Below are 19,244 nucleotides of genomic sequence, written 5' to 3'. Positions count from 1 at the left end.
ACTATTATTACTATTAATTATTTATCTTTTCCCCAAAGTGCCTGCCGCCCGGCGGGTGTTATGGAATCAAAACCCCAAATGGGATCCCAGACCAATGACACCTTCGCCTGGAAGTGATCAAATACCCGCTCCAGGCAATTCACTACTGCCGATACGATGCTTTCTGCCATGGGGCAGTACCTCGACGAAAGGGTCATTTCTACGGCAATGAGCAGTTCTTTTTCCTTAATTTTTACGGCGTAAATCAGTCCCAGATCCACTACGTTGACGTGCAACTCCGGATCGATCACCATTTTTAATGCATTTTCAAGTTCGGTATCCATACCAGACAGGCTACCGGGAATATCATATTTGATCATAAGGCAGTGTTTTAGTTTTGTGTAAGAGTAACTGGCCTACCTGTAGGCAGTAGCAGGCTGCAGTAGCCAGCAAGAAACAGGCACCCATATACTGAAGTGTCCAGGAAGAGAGCATAAATCCTGAAATGAAGCTGAGCAAAAAGGCCAGAAAAGCAGTGAATTGAATCACGTGAAGTACATGGCTATTTAAATCTGCCGGCAATGGCGTTTTCACCTTTCCGGTGAGGTGCTCATAATGTTTCAACCATATGATGAAAGGCAGGGTTTTAAAAGTTTGCCCTAAGATTAAAGCACTGATCCAGCCTATAAATATTAAAATGCCATACAATACAGAAAGATTAGCGGCCATGGGATTATTTTTTATGTGGTAATGAAATAGGAAAGGCAATACCAACAGGCTGGCAGCGAGCAGCACCACAGAGAACAAGGTTTGAACCATGGCTAGGTCTACATCTTTACGGATACGCGATATGAAACAGCGGTATACATATAAAAGGTAGGCGCAAATTCCCATCACACCTATCAACAGGATGAGGTTAGTCTTCACATTGATGCCATTAAAAAAGCCGTCTACTAAAAACAACAATAAAGCAGCGTTGATCAGGTAATAGCTGTAAGATAAAAGCGACGTGTGCTGGTATTTAGCAACGAGGAACATGGGAATTAGCTTGCCGCTTACGCCTATAATCAGCATCAGAAACCAACCAGCTATACCCATATGTGCATGTAACCTTAAAAACACCAGGTGATCTGCCGGTATAAAAGCAAAGCTTAAATTGAACACTAAAACCAGTCCTAACATGGCCGTTAAACTAAGCCACATGCAGGAAGTAACAACAAACTCCTGAAAGATGGTCGCTTGTTGTTTATGCTTCATGGTCAGAAAAACGTTCACATTGAATAACACGATGGCTATAAGGATCAACGATCCGCCACCTTGCATGAATAAACCCGGGTCGAAAAACCAGAAAGAAGCGATTAACATGATGATTCCGGGGATAAGAAAAATAAGGCAACACCAGCAAAGGCGTATACTGTACAAGGAAGTTTCCAGTATGACTGGCAAAAGCTGGTATAAGGCGCCGAAAATGATCATGGTGCCCCAGCCTAAAGCCGCGGTATGGGTTAAAGCCAATAGTTTAGGTTGGAAGTAATGACCTGAAAGTTCTTTTAGCGAGAAGATAAACATGATGGTCAGCGCAAGAAAAAACAAGGCGGCCAGTAAATAATGGCTGATGACAACCTTATATAAAGCGGACTGGTATTTTAGGGCGCTCATGACCTGTAAATTAACATGTCGACCGCTGTTGCAGACCGATGGTAAAGCGAAAAGCCCATTCCCCGTTTTTCCAGTTCGGGAAGTAAAAACACGGGCACTTTTTTATGATAGACGTAAAGCAATCCACCGGAGGGGAGTTTATCTATGTTTGAGAGGATAAGCAGCATTGGTTGCGGCATTTCTAAGTCGCGCACATCGATATAGATAATCTGCGCTGGTATAAACTTTGCCAAAACACGATTAAACACCTGCTGATCAGCTTCATCTGCTGGCACTAGGCTTGCCGCTGCCACTACACGGGTTGTATCATGTTTCTCAAACCAGGTAACCACCAAATCTTCTTTAATGTATTCCACATCATAGCTGAAGCCCTTTTCGGTGAGCAGGCTGATGAGTGGTATAGGTTCAAAGCTGTTGGTTAATTTAAAACGTTCACCAGGAGCCATTTTATTAACAATGGCCAGGATTGCTTTTAGCGGATCCTGATCTTGTGCCAAATAAGAACGCGCATCCAATTCGAATACTGGAACTGGCCTATTAAAATCAAAGGTTTTTTTCCCTGAAGATAGTGATGGTTCAGGTGGCGTTAGGGTAGTCTGGAAGCCTAGCTGGCGCATGCTATGTAGAAAATCTTCCTCCTTGCAACGTGCGATTCTGCAGGCATCTGCTATCGTTACACGGCTGGCAAATAAGCTGCGCAGAACAGGGTTTTTCAGTTTAGCGAAGTTACTGTTCAGTTTAACGAGTGCTTCGATCACTCCATGTTTATTGGCATCAAGTAAAATCTTAATGCGCGTACCTGAATGAATAGGGATTAGATGGGCAGCTTTCATAACTAAACCAAAGGTAGGGTCAGTTCTCTGGCTGCTTTATGACTCAGATCATAATTACCGGTATACTTTTCTGGAGTCTATGGTAAGTTCACCTTTTTTTTCTAATGATTTAATGGCGCGGATCACTGTTTCCACCCTTAAACCAGTAAAATCTGCAATTTGCTGCCGGGTGATATCCACCTTGTATTTAGTCGCTAACGGTAATTTATGTACTTTATATTTAAAGTAGTCCATTAACTTTAACACCCGGTGTTCTGGCTCTTGCGATGATATTTCAGAAGCCATAATGGACTTAAAATACAGCCTTTTTGCAAGCACAGTTGTAATATGGAGTTGCATGTCGGGATTTGCCATCATCAGCGTCAGGAACTTTTCTTTGGTGAGGAGGTATACTTCGGCTGGGGTAATGGCTTCGGCATTGGAGGGATAGTTTTCATTGATAAAAAGCGGAGGTTCACCAAAGCTGTCGCCTTCAGTGAAAAGGCCCTGAACAAATTCCTTACCATCGTCGTTAAAATTATTCATCTTAATCACGCCTGTGCGCACCTGGTAGAAATATTTTGGTGTTGCACCTTTTTCAAATAATATCTCGCCTTTAGTAAACTTTACGATCTTACCAAGTTGTATCAATAAGTTTTCGTCTATCATAAGTTGAGGTTACATGTTTGCAGGAAGCTTGAGGCAAATATAGTTTCGTTAAACGGGTAAAACAAACAGGGGGATAAATGGTGTCAGTTTTCGATAAACCATTTCGCAGTAATTTTAACACTTTCGACATATGGAGTTGGCCTGAAATGAAATGCCTTTTCAAACTTTGATGTGTTAAAGATAAAAAGATATTCATCCTGATAGTTAATCTCATAGGCTTCTTTCATAAATGGGTTGAACAAGCCAACCACTTTAAGTAACCATTTAGGAAGAACAAAAGCCTTATCGGACGAATTCATATATCTGGCCGCCACCTGTATGAACTCCCTTCCTGTTATTGGCCGTGCAGAAGGAAGATGCCATATCTGCCCATATGCCTCATCCCTGGTGGCGAGCAGGTAAAGGGCTTCTACCGCATCGGGCACGTAAGTGAAAGAACGGGGTACATCAGCATTGATGGGCCATTGTGCCTTTTTACCAGCTTTCATTTTTGAAAACACATAAACCCCCGGGGCACTCTTATCGGTTACTTCTGGTCCGTAAAAATCGACCGCACGCGCAATAACAGCCTTTATAAACCCACTTTCCATTTCTTTCTGCAGCAGCCTAGCCACTTCCGCCCTCACGCAGCCCTTCTTACTGTTTGCATAGTATGGTGTGGTCTCCGTTATTTCGCCATCTACTTTACCATACATGTAGGCATTATCAAAAAACACCAATTTTGCATCAGCCTCCTTACAAGCGTCAATGACGTTTTGAATAATTACCGGCCATTCTATTCGCCACACCTCCGCATGGTAGCGAAGGCCAACTAGCAAATAAACGATATCAGAACCTGCAACAGCTAGAAAAACCGCATCCCGGTCTAACAAATCGGCCTTAACTGTTTCAACACCTTCCAACTGTCTGGGCTTTCTTGATACCAGACGTATGTTTTCCTGACGTTTTTGAAGTGTCTGCACCAGGGCATTGGCAATGGTGCCGTTAGCCCCCAATAAAGTATGTAATGCCATTTTTATTTGTTTTAAGGTAAATTTTAACGACTTTAGATTACAAATCTACATCGGTATTTACTTCCAAAATTGTAAGAAAACGAAGCGCTGAAGCATGGATACATTCGGGATGAAATATGCGGTAGACCCCAGGCTTGAAAATGCGCTGGGTCATTTTTACGTGATCCGGGTTCCGGAACATACTGAAACCACTATTCAGCATCTGGCTCCAAGCCTGGAAATGATGGTGGTCTTTAATTTCGGTCCGCCTGTTCGCTTTTCATTTGCCGACAAAGAAATGGGACCACAGCAAATCTTCCAGACCAGCGTAGTAGGGCCTTTGCAGCAAATGATGAATTATGAACTTATACCTGGGACTGACCTGCTTATCCTTCCCTTTATTTTAGACGGTTATTACCGCGTATCGATTAACAGCTGCTTAGCTGATCTATGGCATTTACTTGCAGCATTACCCACAACAGAAGGGCGACTTCAGGTATTAACTGAACATTTGGTTTCCACCATAACTGACACCGATGCAGCAAGCCTTCCCCTGCTGCAAGGGATTCCAGATCTGCACCATACCACCATAAATCCGGTTAAATCTATCGCTGTCAAAGCAGCGATAACGGAACGCAGCGTTCAGCAACGCTTCAAGAAATACACTGGTTATTCGCCTAAAGCGCTTTTACGCTTTCTTCGTTTTAAACAAGTATTGCAGGAAGTAACCGGGTGGAAAAAAACTGAAAAGAAAAGCTGGTTTGCCCTGATCACCAAGTATGGTTATCACGATCAGAGTCATTTAATCAAGGATTTTAAATATTACACCGGAGTTTCGCCAAAGCGATTCCTAAAACTACATTGGGAAAGTGTATTTTGTATAAACCGGGAGTAACCTGTTTCGGTCGACAAAAAAGGGTATCCAAATCAATGAATACCCTATACCATGTTATTACCTTTTGATTGTTAATCGATCAGCACTTTTTGCTTCTCAATAATTTCATTGTAATAATCTATATAAAGAGGCAGTATTTTCTTGAGGTCAAATTCTTGAGCCCTTTTAAAGGCATTTTCTTTGAACTGCGCCAGTACTTCGTCGTTTTCCAGAATCAGGATGGCTTTCGCCGCCATGTCATCTACATCGCCTACATTACTCATATAACCGCAGTAACCATCAATGTTTAGTTCTGGCAAACCACCTGCATTAGATGTAATCGCAGGCACCTTGCAGGCCATCGCCTCTAAGGCAGCAAGACCAAAACTTTCAGACTCTGAGGGCATTAAAAAGAGATCAGAAACCGATAAAATCTCTTCTACGGCATCTTGTTTTCCTAAAAACCTTACATGTTCTACTATACCCAGGTCTCTACACAACTGTTCGTCATAGGCGCGTTCGGGTCCGTCGCCTACCATTAGCAATTTTGAGGGTACTTTTTGCAGAATCTTGTGAAACATTTTAATCACATCTTCCGTGCGTTTTACTTTCCTGAAGTTAGACGTATGTATTAATATACGTTCATTATTAGGCGCAATGGCTTTTTTGAAGTGATCTTTAGCTTTCAGGCTAAACCTTTCAAAATCGATGAAGTTAGGAATCACCTTAATCTCACCCGTAATATCGAAATGATTCAGGGTATCGTCTTTCAGGCTTTGCGAAACGGTGGTAATTCCATCCGATTTGTTAATTGAAAAAGTAACTACCGGTTTATAGGTGGGATCTTTACCCACCAGGGTGATATCGGTACCATGAAGGGTGGTTACAAATGGAATATTGATACCATAAGTAGCCAGTATTTGTTTCGCCATATAGGCAGCTGAGGCATGTGGTATCGCATAATGCACATGAAGGATGTCCAGCTGCTCAAACCTGATCACATCAACCAGCTTACTGGCCAATGCCGATTCGTAAGGGGCGTAATCAAACAACGGATAATCTCTGACTGATACCTCGTGGTAAAATAAATTAGCTGAGAAAAAGTCTAAACGTGCGGGCTGACTATAGGTTATAAAATGAACCTGGTGACCCTGATCTGCAAGGGCTTTCCCCAATTCAGTAGCCACCACACCGCTACCGCCAAAAGTTGGGTAACAAACTATACCTATTTTCATTAGATGATAAACGTTTTTTATGTGATGCAAATTACAGCACTTGAATTGACCTTTGTGTTAAACCAATGCAATTATTTCAGTCAATTACTTTTTTCGCATTTCTTCCTGAATTACAAGGTACAGCTCGTTGGGACGTTGGGTACCAATAAAATACTCTAAACCGTCGCGGTCGGTTAGCACAACGGCATCCTTCCCCGAGGAATAAAAACGGACACTGCCCTTGCGGTGCAGGTTATAAACAGGATTATTAAGAATAAAATTGCTGTATACATCTTTACGCACGTTAACAATACTGTTCAGGTCAATGGTAACTTTTTTAGCTGTCCATAGCCCTTCGAGTATAACACACTTATCCTGAACCTTAATTTGGTATTGGATAAGGAACAACAAGGCAATGGAGATGCCAATGATGCCGAAACCTACAATAAGGAATAAATCCTGCGTATTGTCGCGATCACGCTCATACACATAGGCGGCAAAGCAAAAAGCCGCCATCACCAGCCGGATACATATTCGGATGTAATCACGGCCAATGTATTGTTTTTCCAGAAAAGCGTAATTGTTTCCCATTGTTTAATTCAAGATAGAAGCCATAAAACTGTCGTCAGGCTCAAAAAGGTAAAGCTTGCGCTGATTTTAATTCGAATATAGCTACTTTTTTTGTAGTGCGGGTTACTTTGTACCTATTGTCTGTACGCATACCCACAATCCACACAATCTCGCCGTTGCCGTTTTCCAGCACAGGTACCAAACCTTTAAGTGGAAGTGGCACCTTCGCATCGATCAGAAAGTCGCTTAATTTTTTAAAGCTAGACATGCCCAGAGGGATAAAACGGTCGCCATTCTGTCTGAAACGCAGTAGCAGCGGATACACCAGCTTCTCTGCATCAATATAAGCTTTTTGAGGATCTGCATCGTAAGCTAAAGTAGTGCTATGGCGGAGACTAAGCTGCTGCTGGCCCAGGTTGATAAGCTTATCGCCATCCATGATCAATTGCTGTCTGGGCAGATTTTTAGTATCCAGTGCTGTGATCAGTAACTGTTCGCGGTTTAAAGTAGCCCGGTGGCTCGCACTATAAAACGAAACGCCACTTTGTTTGTCGAGCGACAGCAGTATATCTTTAACTACAGGTTCTTGAAATTGAAAAGACTTCAGCAGCTCAAACAACAGCAACTGTTGGGGCTGCAAACTTTTGATATCGGCTAATGCTATGGTCGTTATGGCACCTTGCGTATGACATATTTTTTTCCGCCAGCTTTCCACTACCTGGTTGAGCACCATTTCAGTTTCCCGGAAACGCTGCATATTATGCGCAAAAGTTTGCTCCAGGTTGGGGTTAATGGCCTGAAGCGCAGGCATCACTTGCAATCTGATTTTATTCCTGGCGTACTTAGCTGAGGCGTTGGAACCATCCTCCACATAGTCAAGCTGCTCCTTTTCAATAATATCATCTATTTCAGCACGCGACAGGAATAACAACGGCCTGATGAGCCGATCTCTTTTTGGTAATATGCCATGCAAACCTGCAATGCCTGTGCCACGCACCAAATTAAGCAGTACGGTTTCTATGCCATCATTCTGGTGGTGTGCAACAGCGATGAAATCATATTTCGCCTCTTGTCTGATCTTTTCAAACCAGGTATAACGCAAGGTTCTTGCTGCCATTTGTGTAGAAACCTGTTGCTGTGCTGCAAAGGCCCGGGTATCAAAATGAGTTACATGAAAAGTAACGTGCATGGCCGCCGCCAGCTCCTTCACAAAATCTTCATCCCGTTGTGCCTCTCCTTCACGCAAGTTAAAATTGCAATGGGCAATACCGAACTTTATGCCCGCTTGTTTAAAGAGGTGAACCAGTAAAACAGAATCCCTTCCTCCACTTACGGCTAGCAACACCCGGTCGTCTGTGTCAAGCAAGGAATTCTGGATGATAAATTCCTGAAATTTTTGTAGAGGAAACATCTTTCAAAAATATTTAATTTAAAATGGTAAGCAAAGAACTAACTTTGTAATGTGAAGAAATTACATCTATTCGTCTTTTTGCTCTTCCTAATCCCGCTTACTACCCTTGCACAGGAAAGAACCAAGATCTATTTAGATCGCTCTGAACGGGGTACGATAGACAATAAATTAAAAATTTCTTACCTGCGGAAACCTGTTTTCCGCCATGATAATGCCATTCTTACTTGCGACAGCGCAGTGTTTTATGAAGACAAGAATGTGTTCGAAGCGTATAACAATGTTCACATTAATCAGGCCGATACCTTAAATATCTATTCTGACCGACTAAATTATAATGGCAATACTAAAATGGCCCATTTAACCAGCAATGTGAGAATGGTGGACCAGGAATCAGTGTTAACCACCAATGTGTTGGATTATAACCTGGGCACTAGAATTGGCACCTATGTGAGCGGTGGAAAAATTGTGAATAAAGATGTTACCCTAACCAGTAAAAATGGCTACTATTTCGCGAATACCCGCGATGCCTTTTTTAGGTATAACGTGGTGGTGGTTACCCCGCAGACTACCATTAAATCAGATACATTACGTTACAATACCTTAACTAACTGGACCTACTTTTACGGCCCTACCAATATTAAGGGTAAAGAAGATAACCTGTATACAGAAAATGGCGCCTACAATACGAAGACAGAATATGCCTATTTCGGTAAGAAAAACCTGTACACCTCTGGCAGTAAAACTTTAAAAGGCGACAGCCTTTACTATGATGGTGTTGCTGGATATGGAAAAGCGGTTAGAAATATCGTTTTCCGCGATACCACCGATAAAACATCCATGTATGGACAGCTTGGCTATTATTATAAAGCCGACCAGCGAACGGTAGTCACCAAAAATGCTTATGTAGGTTTAGGAACCAATGACTCCCTGCTGGTGAACGGAACTAAACAACCTGACAGTTTATGGCTGGGTGCTGATACATTAGAAACCAGGATTGTGCTGGAAAAGAGCCTGAAGCTATTACCCTTGCCCATCATTAGTAAAGATAATGAGGTGGATTCGGAAGATGCTGCTGAGCGTGGTGCCAGTGTAAGGGCATCGAACGCTGCCGCTGAGGAATTACAGAAAGATCCTAAAGCTGCTGCGAAGAAGAAAACCTCGGCTGGTCCTCCTGTGATAAAAGCAACAGATAGCCTGAACCAGGATTCGCTCAAGAAGAATGTATTAAATAAAGATAGTTTAAACTCGGATAGCCTCAAAAAAGAGGTAGTGGTTAAGGTACCTGCCCTGGTAAAAAAAGACAGCCTCAGCGCTGACACCCTGAAGAAGTTGGTGCAAGCGGAAGTTGGCATTAAGGGCGACAGCCTACAGAAAAAGGTGACCGCAAAAAAACCTGTGAAAGCCAAGGATTCAGCATTTGTAAAAACCACGGCAAAAAAGACCGCCAAGTTAAAGGATACCGTGATTAATACCGCTGATACAGTGAAAGCCAGGGTCATTAAAGCCTACCACAATGTGAAGGTGTTTAAATCTAATTTACAGGCCCGGGCCGACAGCCTGTTTTATACCAGTGCAGATTCTACTTTGCGCTGGTATAAAAACCCAATATTATGGGCCGAAGGATCACAGCAAACCGGCGATACCATTTACCTGCAATTGCGTAATAAACAGATTAATTCGGTGCAGGTGATACAAAATTCTTTTACCGCAAATGTTTATAAGGATTCTACCAGGTTTAACCAGATTAAGGGTAAACTGATGACCGGCTTTTTCACGGAAGGCAAGCTTAACCGTTTGTATGTTGATGGAAATGCGGAAAGTGTTTATTTTACTAAAACTGATGCTGGTGATTACAAAGAAATGAACCGCACCATTAGCAGCCGGATAAAGATCATCTTTAAGAATGATGAGATTAGTGAGATTGTGCCTATCAAAGATGTGGAGGGCACTACCACTCCTATCAAGGCTGTAACGGAAGAAGTATTGCTGACGGGTTTTATCTGGAAGCCTGAATTGAGACCAAGATCTAAGGCTGACGTGACCAACCCTAAGTCGCCGGCTAAACCTAAGGCAAAAGTGGTGGCTAAAACGGTGACTAAAGCAGGTGGTACGCCACCGGTAAAAAAGCCGGTAGCTAAACCTACAGTGTTGCCGACTTTAAAAAAGAAATAAGCTTTCTCATGGCTTGTGCACGGTGGCTGATTTCATTTTTCTGTGCCATTGACATCTCGGCAAAAGTAATGTCGTAACCATCGGGCACAAAAATAGGATCATATCCAAACCCTTCGGCTCCGGAGGCTTTTTCACGCAAAGTTCCATTAATGACGCCTTCAAAGAAATAATGTTGGTTTTGCTGCACCAGAGAAACCACAGTTTTAAAACGGGCTTTACGATTAGTGATCCCTTCCATGTTTTTTAACACCAGCTCCAGGTTTTCGCGGTCGCCACGCTGTCCGGCATAACGCGCGGAATATATTCCGGGAGCGTTATTTAGTGCTTCAACTTCCAAACCACTGTCGTCGGCAAAGCAGTCCATTTGATAATGCGTTTCCACAAAGCTGGTCTTCAATCTTGCATTTTCAGCAAAGGTATTTCCCGTTTCGGGGATGTCGGTATCACAACCAATATCTTTAAGGTTTAACACCTGATACTGGCCAGCTAAAAGCTGCTTTACTTCTTCTGTTTTATGGGTATTATTTGTTGCAAATACGAGTTCTCTCATGATAGGCTTAATTGCTGCAGACTTTTCCACAGCAGTTTTTTACTGTTTAGGTCTTCGTCCAGCCCTTGCAGGGTTAGAGAGAAGATGGCATTCATTTTTTCCAGGCTAACAAGCACGTGTAACGGTTGAGGCTCCAGCTTTAGGGCGGTGGATGCTATACCGAAAGAAATCAGAAGCTGTGGCTGGAAATAGGTTTGTAGTTCTTCGAATGAAAGGTTAGGGTAAGCAGCGTGGTTGAATACAGCCACATCATTGGGATCAAGTTTAATGGCTTTCACAATATTCCATAGTAAGGCCGCACCAGTGGTGGTACTTTCTGGATACTCCGCTCCGCTAACTATAATCAGGATACGCCTGGCGTTCTGACCAAGAAAAGTGTAGTTAATTTTTTCTGCTCCTTTAGGTGTGGCTTCAGCGGGTTCTAGGGGTCTCGAATTTCCGTTGTCAGGAGTTTCAGCAGGCGCTGTAAACACCTCATTGGGAACCAGGAAGATATCTTCAGTAAAAAACAACTTTAACGCTTCTGTATCCCTGGTAATTTGCTCGGCCATTCCTTTCGTTTTTTGGGCATGAATATTCTGTTAAAATTAGTTAAATATCTTATTAAAGCGCCGTTATTTATTACTTTTATACCTTAAAAGCATAAAAAGGCACATGCCTGGTTTAAAGCAAAGGCCTTTAAATCTATTAAATATGATTAGATTTGCAACGCTAATAAATGGAACGAAATAGAATGAAGAAAATGTTATTGTTGGCAGGCAGTTTACTCTGCTTGTTTATGAACGTACAGGCGCAAAAGACAAACATTGATAAAGTTGTAGCCGTATTGGGAAACAATGTTATCCTGTTATCTGAATTAAACCAACAGTACGCTCAATATTTGAATTCAGGAAACCCTAACAACGAAACTGTAAAATGTTACATCTTACAGCAAATGTTGGTACAGAAACTCCTGAAGCAACAAGCGGAGATTGACTCTGTCATCGTTGACGACAACCAGATTGATGATGAAGTAGACAGAAGAATGCGCACCAGTATACAACGTGCAGGTGGCCAGGACCGCCTGGAGCAATTTTTAAACAAGTCGGTTTTGCAATATAAAGACGAAATCAGACCGGATATTAAAGATGCTTTAATTGCCAATAAAATGCAGGGCGAAATTACGGGTAATGTTACCATCACGCCATTAGAGGTAAAAAAGTACTTCGAAACGTACCCTAAAGACAGCTTGCCGGATATTACCACAGAATTAGAAATTGGTGAGATCGTATTGCAACCGGAATTAACGAAAGAAGAGAAACAGAAATACTATGATAAACTGGATGCCATTCGCCTAAGGGTAAAGAGTGGTGAAGATTTTGGCTTTTTAGCTAAAACATATTCTGAAGATCCGGGATCGTCTCCTGACGGTGGTGATTTAGGCTTTTTTGACCGTACACAAATGGCAAAAGAATTTACAGCCTGGGCTTTTAAATTAAAAGCAGGTGATGTTTCTCCAGTATTTGAAACTGAATTTGGCTACCACGTTCTACAGGTAATTGAACGCCGTGGAGAGCAGGTGCATGCACGCCACATTCTGGTAAGACCTTTGACTACACCACAAAGCATTGAGCGTGCAAAACTTCATGCCGATAGTATTTACACTAACATTTTAAACAAAAAGATTTCTTTCTCTGCTGCTGCTTCTAAGTATTCCAGCAACAAAGAAACAAAGTATAATGGCGGAATGATGTTGTTTGCAGATAATGTAACGGCGCGTACAACCTTTATTCCGGCTGATAAAGTAGATCCGAAAATATTTATGGTAGTTGATACTATGCAGGTAGGTGCCACTTCTAAACCAGTATTGTTAACAGAAGCAGATGGAAAAGAAGTATATAAAATCCTGATGCTTAAATCAAAGATCCCGCCTCACAAAGGTAACCTGGATCAGGATTATGCAAAGTTCAAAGAGAAAGCTTTAGAGCAGAAAATGGATAAAATTCTTAGCGAATGGTTTGAGAAACGACGCGAAAGCACGTACATCAAGATTGATCCTGATTACAATACTTGTGAAGAGTTAAAAATCTGGACTAAGCCTGAAAAAGCAGAATAAGATATATTGGCATCAAAGAAAATGGCCGTATCACTTGAAGTGGTACGGCCATTTTTTTTTATACGCTTTAGAGGTGCTGAAGCTTAATCTAAATGCATGAGCAGGTTAGGATAATCGGTGACTACACCATCAACGCCAAGACCCAAGAGGTATTTAAGCTCTTTCACCGAGTTTACCGTCCAGGGTATCACTTTCACCCCTGCTTCGTGTGCACGGTCTACCAGTCCTTTTCCCACCAATACGTGGTACGGACTATAATAGGTTGGCGTAAATCCTAAAAGGTTCAGGCTTTCCTCAAAGTCCTGCTTCTCATCTACCAGCAATGACGTTTTAACTTTAGGGTATTTCTCATGCAGGTATTGTAGTGGACGCATATCCAAGGACTGGATAATTACCCTTTTGCTCAGTTTCTTTTCTTCAACAATCTCCATGATGAGCTCAATGATTACTGCAGCTTCGGGTTGGAAGGTACCATCGCCTTTTCTGATAAAAGCTGTTTCTATATTATAGACTGGTTTTTTCAGTCGGTTTTGCTTCACATGTGCTTCCACAGCGTCTATCAGGTCGGCAAGCAAGGGTTTATAGGCTTCCATTTTCATTTGCCCTGGAAACCGCCTGTGTACTTTTCTACCGACATCAAACTTCCTGATTTCCGCATAATCCATTTTAAAGATGTTATATTTTTTTTCATCCTTGAAAGTGATGGCTTTTCCGTCAGGGCGTGTGCTGATTTCGTGATTAAAATAAGGCTCGTGCGATAAAACCACCTGGCTGTCTTGTGATACCACTACATCCATATCCAATACGTTAACGCCAAGGTCCAGCGCTTTAATCATGCCTGCAATGGTGTTCTCGGGCATAATGCCCCTTGCACCCTGGTGACCTAACAACATAAAGTCTTTTTGCGCCTGCACCTGCAAACCCAGGAAGAGAAGTGAAATAAGTAAAATCTGTTTCATTAGTAAGCTGTACTTCATCATAAATTTATATTGGCTTCATTGATGCCATTTTTATAAGTTAAACGATAGTTAGATCGGCATGTTATAACAAAGGCCTCTTAATTTCGTTAAGAAGCCTTTATTATTAAATGAGGTAGGACAATAGTAGTCCCAGTTTAAATTACTATTACTGTATTAACGCTCAGCCGGAGTATAGATTTGAAAGATCAGGTTCCAGTTATGGTCAGCCTGACGCTCGTAAACAAACACATAATTAAAACTTTCTCTTAAGTCTGCTTTATAATCGACTGTAGCTACACCAGATGTATAAGCAAGGTCACCGCCTAAAGCTTTTTCAATCTTGTTGGTTTTCAAATTCATTTTACTCACCATACTGTTGTAGAAGGCTACAATTTTATCTTTTCCAATAATTGGCTCATGACCTGGAAAAATCAAGTGTGCATCAGGATTAACGAAACCTGCAAAAGCAGGACCGCCATATGACTTAAGCATAGCATTCAACGTCTTTTCCGTTGTGTTAATAATGTCTTTACCCGCCGCTATTTGCTTTTCTGTATTAAACTTGGGTTTAAAGAAACTAGCAGGTTCAATATATTGGTTTTCAACTTTATTTAGCGGTTTGTTATGCGTAGCGCCAATGTCTAAAGTTAACTCCCATTTACCATTTACTGCTTTCCATACGGAAAGGTATTGGCCGTATGCTTTTTCCGGTCCATCTAATACAAAAGGACCTGATGTAATACCCCAATCGCCACTTTTTGATACCTTGGCATAAGTTGGTGTCCAGCTTAAGGTTTTGATGTTTTCCTGATTAGCATAATACGTCTTTACATTTTCAGGATTTGGCCTGAAGACCAAAGCATCCGATGCGGCGAAATCCAAAAAGGCAGATTTCTCGCCATTTTTTAAGGCACTGGCTGCGAATTCTTTTTCAGCATTCACCAACGATTTAGTGGTGCCATCGGATTTTTGCGCATAGGCTCCAAGGGAAATGGAAGCCGCGATAACGGTATATAGAAATTTGTTGGTCATCATGATAAAATGTATGCTAATATATGATTTATATTTTACTCCAATTAGTGCCTTCTTTACTATCTTTTAGCTGAATACCCATCTGTTGTAAACCCACCCTTATTTTATCGGATGTTGCGTAATCTTTATTTTCTTTGGCTGATTTACGGATGTCGATCACCATTTCCAACACGGCGTTTAACTCGATATTGGAACTATCTTCATCTTTTAATCCAAAGATATCGAACACGAAGTCCTGCATCAACTGCTTTAATTTATCCAGCTCCTCCTGGTCTACGGTAGTTTTTCCATCATAGACACTATTGATGATCCTGGCGGCTTCAAACAGTTCGGCAATCACCACCGGACTATTGAAATCATCATCCATTGCTTTAACACAATTCTCCTTGATGGCATCAATAGCAATACTTCCAGTACCGTTAGGCACAAGTTTATCCAATAAATTTACTGCATTCATTAAACGCTTAAAACCTTTTTCGGAAGCATCTAAGGCTTCGTTAGAAAAATCAAGCGTACTGCGGTAATGTGCCTGAAGCATGAAAAACTTAACGGTCATCGGGCTAAAGCCTTTTGCTAATAAAGCATGGTTACCAGTGAATAATTCGTGCGGAAGGAAACCATTCCCTGCACTTTTAGACATCCGTACACCATTTACGGTAAGCATATTGGTATGCATCCAGTAGCGGGCAGGCTGCACGTGACTGCAAGCTTCGGATTGCGCAATTTCGTTGGTATGGTGTGTTGCGGCTAAGTCCATGCCACCGCCATGGATATCAAACTCCTGACCTAAATATTTGGCACTCATGGCCGAACACTCAATGTGCCAGCCTGGGAAACCTAATCCCCATGGCGAAACCCATTTCATCAAAGTCTCAGGTTTTGCTTTTATCCACAAGGCGAAATCCAGGCGACCACGTTTCTGGTCCTGACCACCCAATTCGCGGGTATTAGCCAGCATATCTTCCAGGTTGCGGTTGGTTAATATGGTATAATTATAGGTTTTACTATATTTTTCCACATCAAAATAGACGTTACCATCAGCTTCATAGGCGTAACCATTGTCCATGATTTCCTTGATCATTTCAATCTGCTCAATGATGTGACCGGTTGCCGTTGGCTCTATGCTTGGCGGCAAGGTGTTAAACAACTGCAGCACCTCGTGAAAACCAAGAGTATACTTTTGTACAATTTCCATAGGCTCCAGCTGTTCCAGCTTGGCCCGCTTGGCAAATTTATCATCACCTTCATCGCGGTCGCCTTCCAGGTGGCCGGCATCGGTGATGTTGCGTACGTAACGAACTTTATAACCACTATATTTAAGGTAACGAAAGATGAGGTCGAAGGAGATGAACGTACGGCAATTGCCAAGGTGCACATCACTATATACTGTTGGACCACATACATACATACCCACATTCGGTGGGTTTATGGGCGTAAATAATTCTTTTTTTCGGGTAAGCGTATTGTATAACTTTAAGCCTGTTTTCATATATATTGGAAATTGAGCATTACAACTCCTGTCTTTTTTACAAAGGTAAAATAATTAAGGGTTTAAACTCAAATCACTTCTTACGGGGAAATGATCTGACAAACGGGCTTGTATGATGCGATGATTAATGATTTTTAAATCTTTACTAGCCGCAATATAGTCGATCTGGAAATTAGGAAACCTGCCGTTGTACGTTGTTCCGAAGCCCCTTCCTTTCTCCACAAAGGCATTGTTAAGAGAAGCCGTTAATTGGGTAACCGCATATGATGCAGGCGTATCATTAAAATCGCCGGCAATCAGGTAAGGAAGTTCACAGGTATTCATGTGTGCTTTCATGATATCCACCTGATGGCTACGTTTAAGAAAGGCACTATTCAGCATGCTTAGGATTCTTTTGGATGGCACCAACTCCGGATCCATCTTCTTGGTTACCTTATCCAGGTATTGATAATCCTGTTTGTTGAAAGAAATAGACTGTAAATGCACATTATAAACCCTGATGCGTTTTTTATTTACTTCCACATCAACATAGATACTTTGATTCCCTCCCCTGCCTGTCTCAAAAGCGATATTGCCTTTGTTCTTTATAGGATATTTGGAGAATATAGCCAATCCTGTGCTTTCGTACTCATTTTCTGAATGCGGCAGGTAATAATAGCTTTTGGTATTCATTAAGGCTTTCAGGCTATCTGTAAGTGCGTAACTACCTTTTTTACGGGTGTAATATTCCTGCAAACAAATGATATCCGGGTTTTCATCTTTTATCAGTTGCAGTATTTTCGACTTTACAGAATCATCGCCGTCCTCATCGTAGGGTTTGAAACTATGGACGTTGTAAGTCATCATCCGAAGCAGGGTATCATTGGCCTTGGGGCCGGCACCATGCGCACCAGTAAAACTGAAGGTCGCCTGAAAGGTCGACCAGCCAAATAAGATGACGACAACAGTAACCAGGGCGAAAATCCATCGCCTCCTGATGCACCACCAGGCAATCATAAAAACATTTAGCAGCAGTAGATAAGGATAAGCAAGACCAAAAAAAGGAATCAGCCTGTTATCACGTGGATCAACATTCCCGGCCAGGTAACCTAAAATCAGGAAAACCACCAGCATGAGGGCAATCAGACGCAGCAACTGATCCGCAAATGTAGGTTTTGCTCTTTTCATTAATGTTTACTTGCCTTGAATAACGTTTCTTTCTCTTCCCTGCTTAACTTATCATATCCGGATTTAGAGATTTTATCAAGGATAGCATCAACTTCAGCCTGCGCTACAGTAGATGCTTTTGATGAAGCATTACGTTTATAATTCTCATTTTTGTTGACTTTCATTTTAGGCGCTTTGGGCGTTCTTTTGAAGATATTGCTCCAATCGCTGCCTTTTCCAAGGGCTTTGATATAAATAAAGCCCAGAAAAGCACCACCTAAATGGGCAAAACTGCCGCCTGCATTGGCAGAAGCCAAACCAATCACATCCAGAACTACGTAGGCGACGGCAAGGTATTTCAATTTCACATCACCAAGGAATAACATTCTGATGGAAAAATCGGGCACCAACGTGGCGGTAGCCACAACAATAGCCATCACCGCAGCCGATGAGCCAATGACGGTAGCCTGGGCTACACTATCTGCAAATACAGGAAAGGTATGATAGGCAAGGGTGAAAAACAGAGCCCCTGCCAGTCCACCCGCTAAGTAGACAAAGTGAAATTGCCGAGGCTTAAGGAAGTCTAAGAATATTTGCCCCAGCCAGTATAACCAGAGCATGTTAAAGAGCAGGTGAAATAACCCATCGTGGAAAAACTGATAGGTAAGTACGGTATAAAACCGCAATGGTAATTTCGAGAGCGAAACTGGAAAAGCAACGTACTCATGAATGAGCGCGTTGAAGCCAGTTGCACTGTTTCCAGACAAGAAAATGGCCACCCCAATGAGTGACATCACCACAAATATTAAAGTATTTACGCCGATGTATAAGAATACTGGATTCCCAGAGCGCAGTACCTTAAACTTTAGATCTTCAAATAGCGTCTTATTCATAATAATCGTAAAATGTGTTTTTATCTTTCCATAGTTTTACCAGAATAAAGCCTAAAAGCGCACCACCGAGATGTGCGTAATGGGCTATGGAATCTCCCGGAAGACTGGCCACTCCAAGAGATAATTCTATAACAATATATACGGGTATAATATACTTAGCTTTCACTGGAACAGGTATAAACATAATATACATTTCCGTATTGGGAAACAACATTCCAAATGCAACCAGTAAGCCAAAGATCGCCCCGGAGGCCCCTACCATTGGAGCAAAATATATACCATGAAGGATGCCTGCCTGTGATTCAGTAAACATGGCAGGATTAAACATGCCTTGCGCCAGCGACTCCAGTGGAATAGCCCCCTGGTTAATGGGACTACCTGTAATTTGGTAGACTTCAAACGCCTGTACTGCCCATTGTAACGCCAATGCACCCAAGCCGGTAATCAAGTAAAAATTAATAAACCGCTTAGATCCCCAACGGCTTTCCAACACCCCTCCAAACATGTATAACGCAAACATATTAAATAGTATATGTGTAAAGCCCCCATGCATAAACATATAGGTAATAGGTTGCCATATTTTAAAGTCTGGCGCATCGAAATAATGCGCGCCTAAATAACTGGCCAGATTGATCCCTTTACTTTGCAAAACATAGGTAGCCGCGAAAAAAAGAACATTGATGATGAGCAGATTTTTGACGATAGGCGGTATATGAATGTTATTCATT

The 19,244-nt window shown here is 41.9% G+C and carries 19 protein-coding genes; 3 read left to right on the top strand and 16 right to left on the bottom strand.

The genetic code is table 11. The annotated features are described in order from the left end of the window. Positions 1-17: 17 nt before the first annotated feature. The 5 genes from IWX76_RS09535 to IWX76_RS09515 form a co-directional block, all read right to left on the bottom strand. Complete coding sequence (locus IWX76_RS09535; protein ID WP_334641595.1) at positions 18-359, bottom strand: metal-sulfur cluster assembly factor; 342 nt, start codon at positions 357-359, stop codon at positions 18-20. Further along, positions 346-1,638, bottom strand: coding sequence for a hypothetical protein (locus IWX76_RS09530; RefSeq protein WP_196859666.1), 1,293 nt, complete (start codon positions 1,636-1,638; stop codon positions 346-348). Before IWX76_RS09530 ends, IWX76_RS09535 begins: the two co-directional genes overlap by 14 nt. After that, a complete protein-coding gene (locus tag IWX76_RS09525; RefSeq protein WP_196859665.1) occupies positions 1,635-2,471 on the bottom strand; it encodes a DUF2249 domain-containing protein in 837 nt (278 codons plus the stop codon). The genes IWX76_RS09530 and IWX76_RS09525 overlap by 4 nt, the downstream gene beginning before the upstream one ends. 54 nt (positions 2,472-2,525) lie before the next feature. After that, on the bottom strand, positions 2,526-3,119 hold the full coding sequence (locus IWX76_RS09520) for a Crp/Fnr family transcriptional regulator (RefSeq protein ID WP_196859664.1): 594 nt from the start codon (positions 3,117-3,119) through the stop codon (positions 2,526-2,528). Between the two features lie 83 nt (positions 3,120-3,202). After that, entirely contained in the window at positions 3,203-4,132 is a 930-nt protein-coding gene (locus IWX76_RS09515; RefSeq protein WP_196859663.1) for an NAD-dependent epimerase/dehydratase family protein, read from the bottom strand. Between the two features lie 94 nt (positions 4,133-4,226). Between IWX76_RS09515 and IWX76_RS09510 the strand changes: the two genes are divergently transcribed. Then, the gene (locus IWX76_RS09510; protein WP_196859662.1) at positions 4,227-5,006 is read left to right on the top strand and encodes a helix-turn-helix domain-containing protein; all 780 of its coding nucleotides are present in this window, start codon (positions 4,227-4,229) and stop codon (positions 5,004-5,006) included. 71 nt (positions 5,007-5,077) lie between these two features. On the opposite strand, the gene bshA is transcribed toward IWX76_RS09510, so the two are convergent. The 3 genes from bshA to tilS all read right to left on the bottom strand — a co-directional run bounded on the left by bshA (position 5,078) and on the right by tilS (position 8,180). Further along, positions 5,078-6,220 carry an N-acetyl-alpha-D-glucosaminyl L-malate synthase BshA gene (gene bshA / locus IWX76_RS09505; protein WP_196859661.1) on the bottom strand — a complete coding sequence of 381 codons (1,143 nt, stop codon included), beginning with the start codon at positions 6,218-6,220 and terminating at the stop codon, positions 5,078-5,080. Positions 6,221-6,304: 84 nt separating this feature from the next. Further along, on the bottom strand, positions 6,305-6,790 hold the full coding sequence (locus tag IWX76_RS09500; RefSeq protein ID WP_196859660.1) for a hypothetical protein: 486 nt from the start codon (positions 6,788-6,790) through the stop codon (positions 6,305-6,307). 40 nt (positions 6,791-6,830) lie between these two features. Then, the gene (gene tilS / locus IWX76_RS09495; RefSeq protein WP_196859659.1) at positions 6,831-8,180 is read right to left on the bottom strand and encodes a tRNA lysidine(34) synthetase TilS; all 1,350 of its coding nucleotides are present in this window, start codon (positions 8,178-8,180) and stop codon (positions 6,831-6,833) included. Between the two features lie 51 nt (positions 8,181-8,231). Here tilS and IWX76_RS09490 point away from each other — a divergent pair, with 51 nt between their 5' ends. After that, the gene (locus IWX76_RS09490) at positions 8,232-10,352 is read left to right on the top strand and encodes an OstA-like protein (protein ID WP_196859658.1); all 2,121 of its coding nucleotides are present in this window, start codon (positions 8,232-8,234) and stop codon (positions 10,350-10,352) included. Here IWX76_RS09490 and rdgB read toward each other — a convergent pair. Together rdgB and IWX76_RS09480 are read right to left on the bottom strand one after the other, a co-directional pair. After that, entirely contained in the window at positions 10,321-10,902 is a 582-nt protein-coding gene (rdgB, locus tag IWX76_RS09485; protein ID WP_196859657.1) for an RdgB/HAM1 family non-canonical purine NTP pyrophosphatase, read from the bottom strand. The genes IWX76_RS09490 and rdgB overlap by 32 nt on opposite strands. Next, on the bottom strand, positions 10,899-11,453 hold the full coding sequence (locus IWX76_RS09480) for a hypothetical protein (protein ID WP_196859656.1): 555 nt from the start codon (positions 11,451-11,453) through the stop codon (positions 10,899-10,901). The genes rdgB and IWX76_RS09480 overlap by 4 nt, the downstream gene beginning before the upstream one ends. Before the next feature lie 182 nt (positions 11,454-11,635). Here IWX76_RS09480 and IWX76_RS09475 point away from each other — a divergent pair, with 182 nt between their 5' ends. Further along, a complete protein-coding gene (locus IWX76_RS09475; RefSeq protein ID WP_196859655.1) occupies positions 11,636-12,997 on the top strand; it encodes a peptidylprolyl isomerase in 1,362 nt (453 codons plus the stop codon). 83 nt (positions 12,998-13,080) lie between these two features. Here IWX76_RS09475 and IWX76_RS09470 read toward each other — a convergent pair whose 3' ends face one another. From IWX76_RS09470 to IWX76_RS09445, 6 genes are all read right to left on the bottom strand, one after another. Then, the gene (locus tag IWX76_RS09470) at positions 13,081-13,956 is read right to left on the bottom strand and encodes a glycerophosphodiester phosphodiesterase family protein (protein WP_196859654.1); all 876 of its coding nucleotides are present in this window, start codon (positions 13,954-13,956) and stop codon (positions 13,081-13,083) included. A gap of 174 nt (positions 13,957-14,130) precedes the next feature. Next, positions 14,131-14,991, bottom strand: a complete 861-nt coding sequence (locus tag IWX76_RS09465) for a YybH family protein (protein WP_334641590.1) — start codon at positions 14,989-14,991, stop codon at positions 14,131-14,133. 25 nt (positions 14,992-15,016) lie between these two features. Then, entirely contained in the window at positions 15,017-16,477 is a 1,461-nt protein-coding gene (gene cysS, locus IWX76_RS09460) for a cysteine--tRNA ligase (RefSeq protein WP_196859653.1), read from the bottom strand. 54 nt (positions 16,478-16,531) lie between these two features. Next, a complete protein-coding gene (locus IWX76_RS09455) occupies positions 16,532-17,644 on the bottom strand; it encodes an endonuclease/exonuclease/phosphatase family protein (protein WP_196859652.1) in 1,113 nt (370 codons plus the stop codon). Further along, entirely contained in the window at positions 17,644-18,516 is an 873-nt protein-coding gene (locus IWX76_RS09450) for a rhomboid family intramembrane serine protease (protein WP_196859651.1), read from the bottom strand. Before IWX76_RS09450 ends, IWX76_RS09455 begins: the two co-directional genes overlap by 1 nt. Continuing rightward, positions 18,509-19,243 (bottom strand): rhomboid family intramembrane serine protease, encoded by a 735-nt coding sequence (locus IWX76_RS09445; protein WP_196859650.1) that lies wholly within the window; start codon positions 19,241-19,243, stop codon positions 18,509-18,511. The genes IWX76_RS09450 and IWX76_RS09445 overlap by 8 nt, the downstream gene beginning before the upstream one ends. Between the last annotated feature and the right edge of the window lies 1 nt (position 19,244).

This window comes from Pedobacter sp. CAN_A7, assembly GCF_015752175.1.
Classification (GTDB): domain Bacteria; phylum Bacteroidota; class Bacteroidia; order Sphingobacteriales; family Sphingobacteriaceae; genus Pedobacter.
This window is presented reverse-complemented; position numbering and strand designations above follow the sequence as displayed.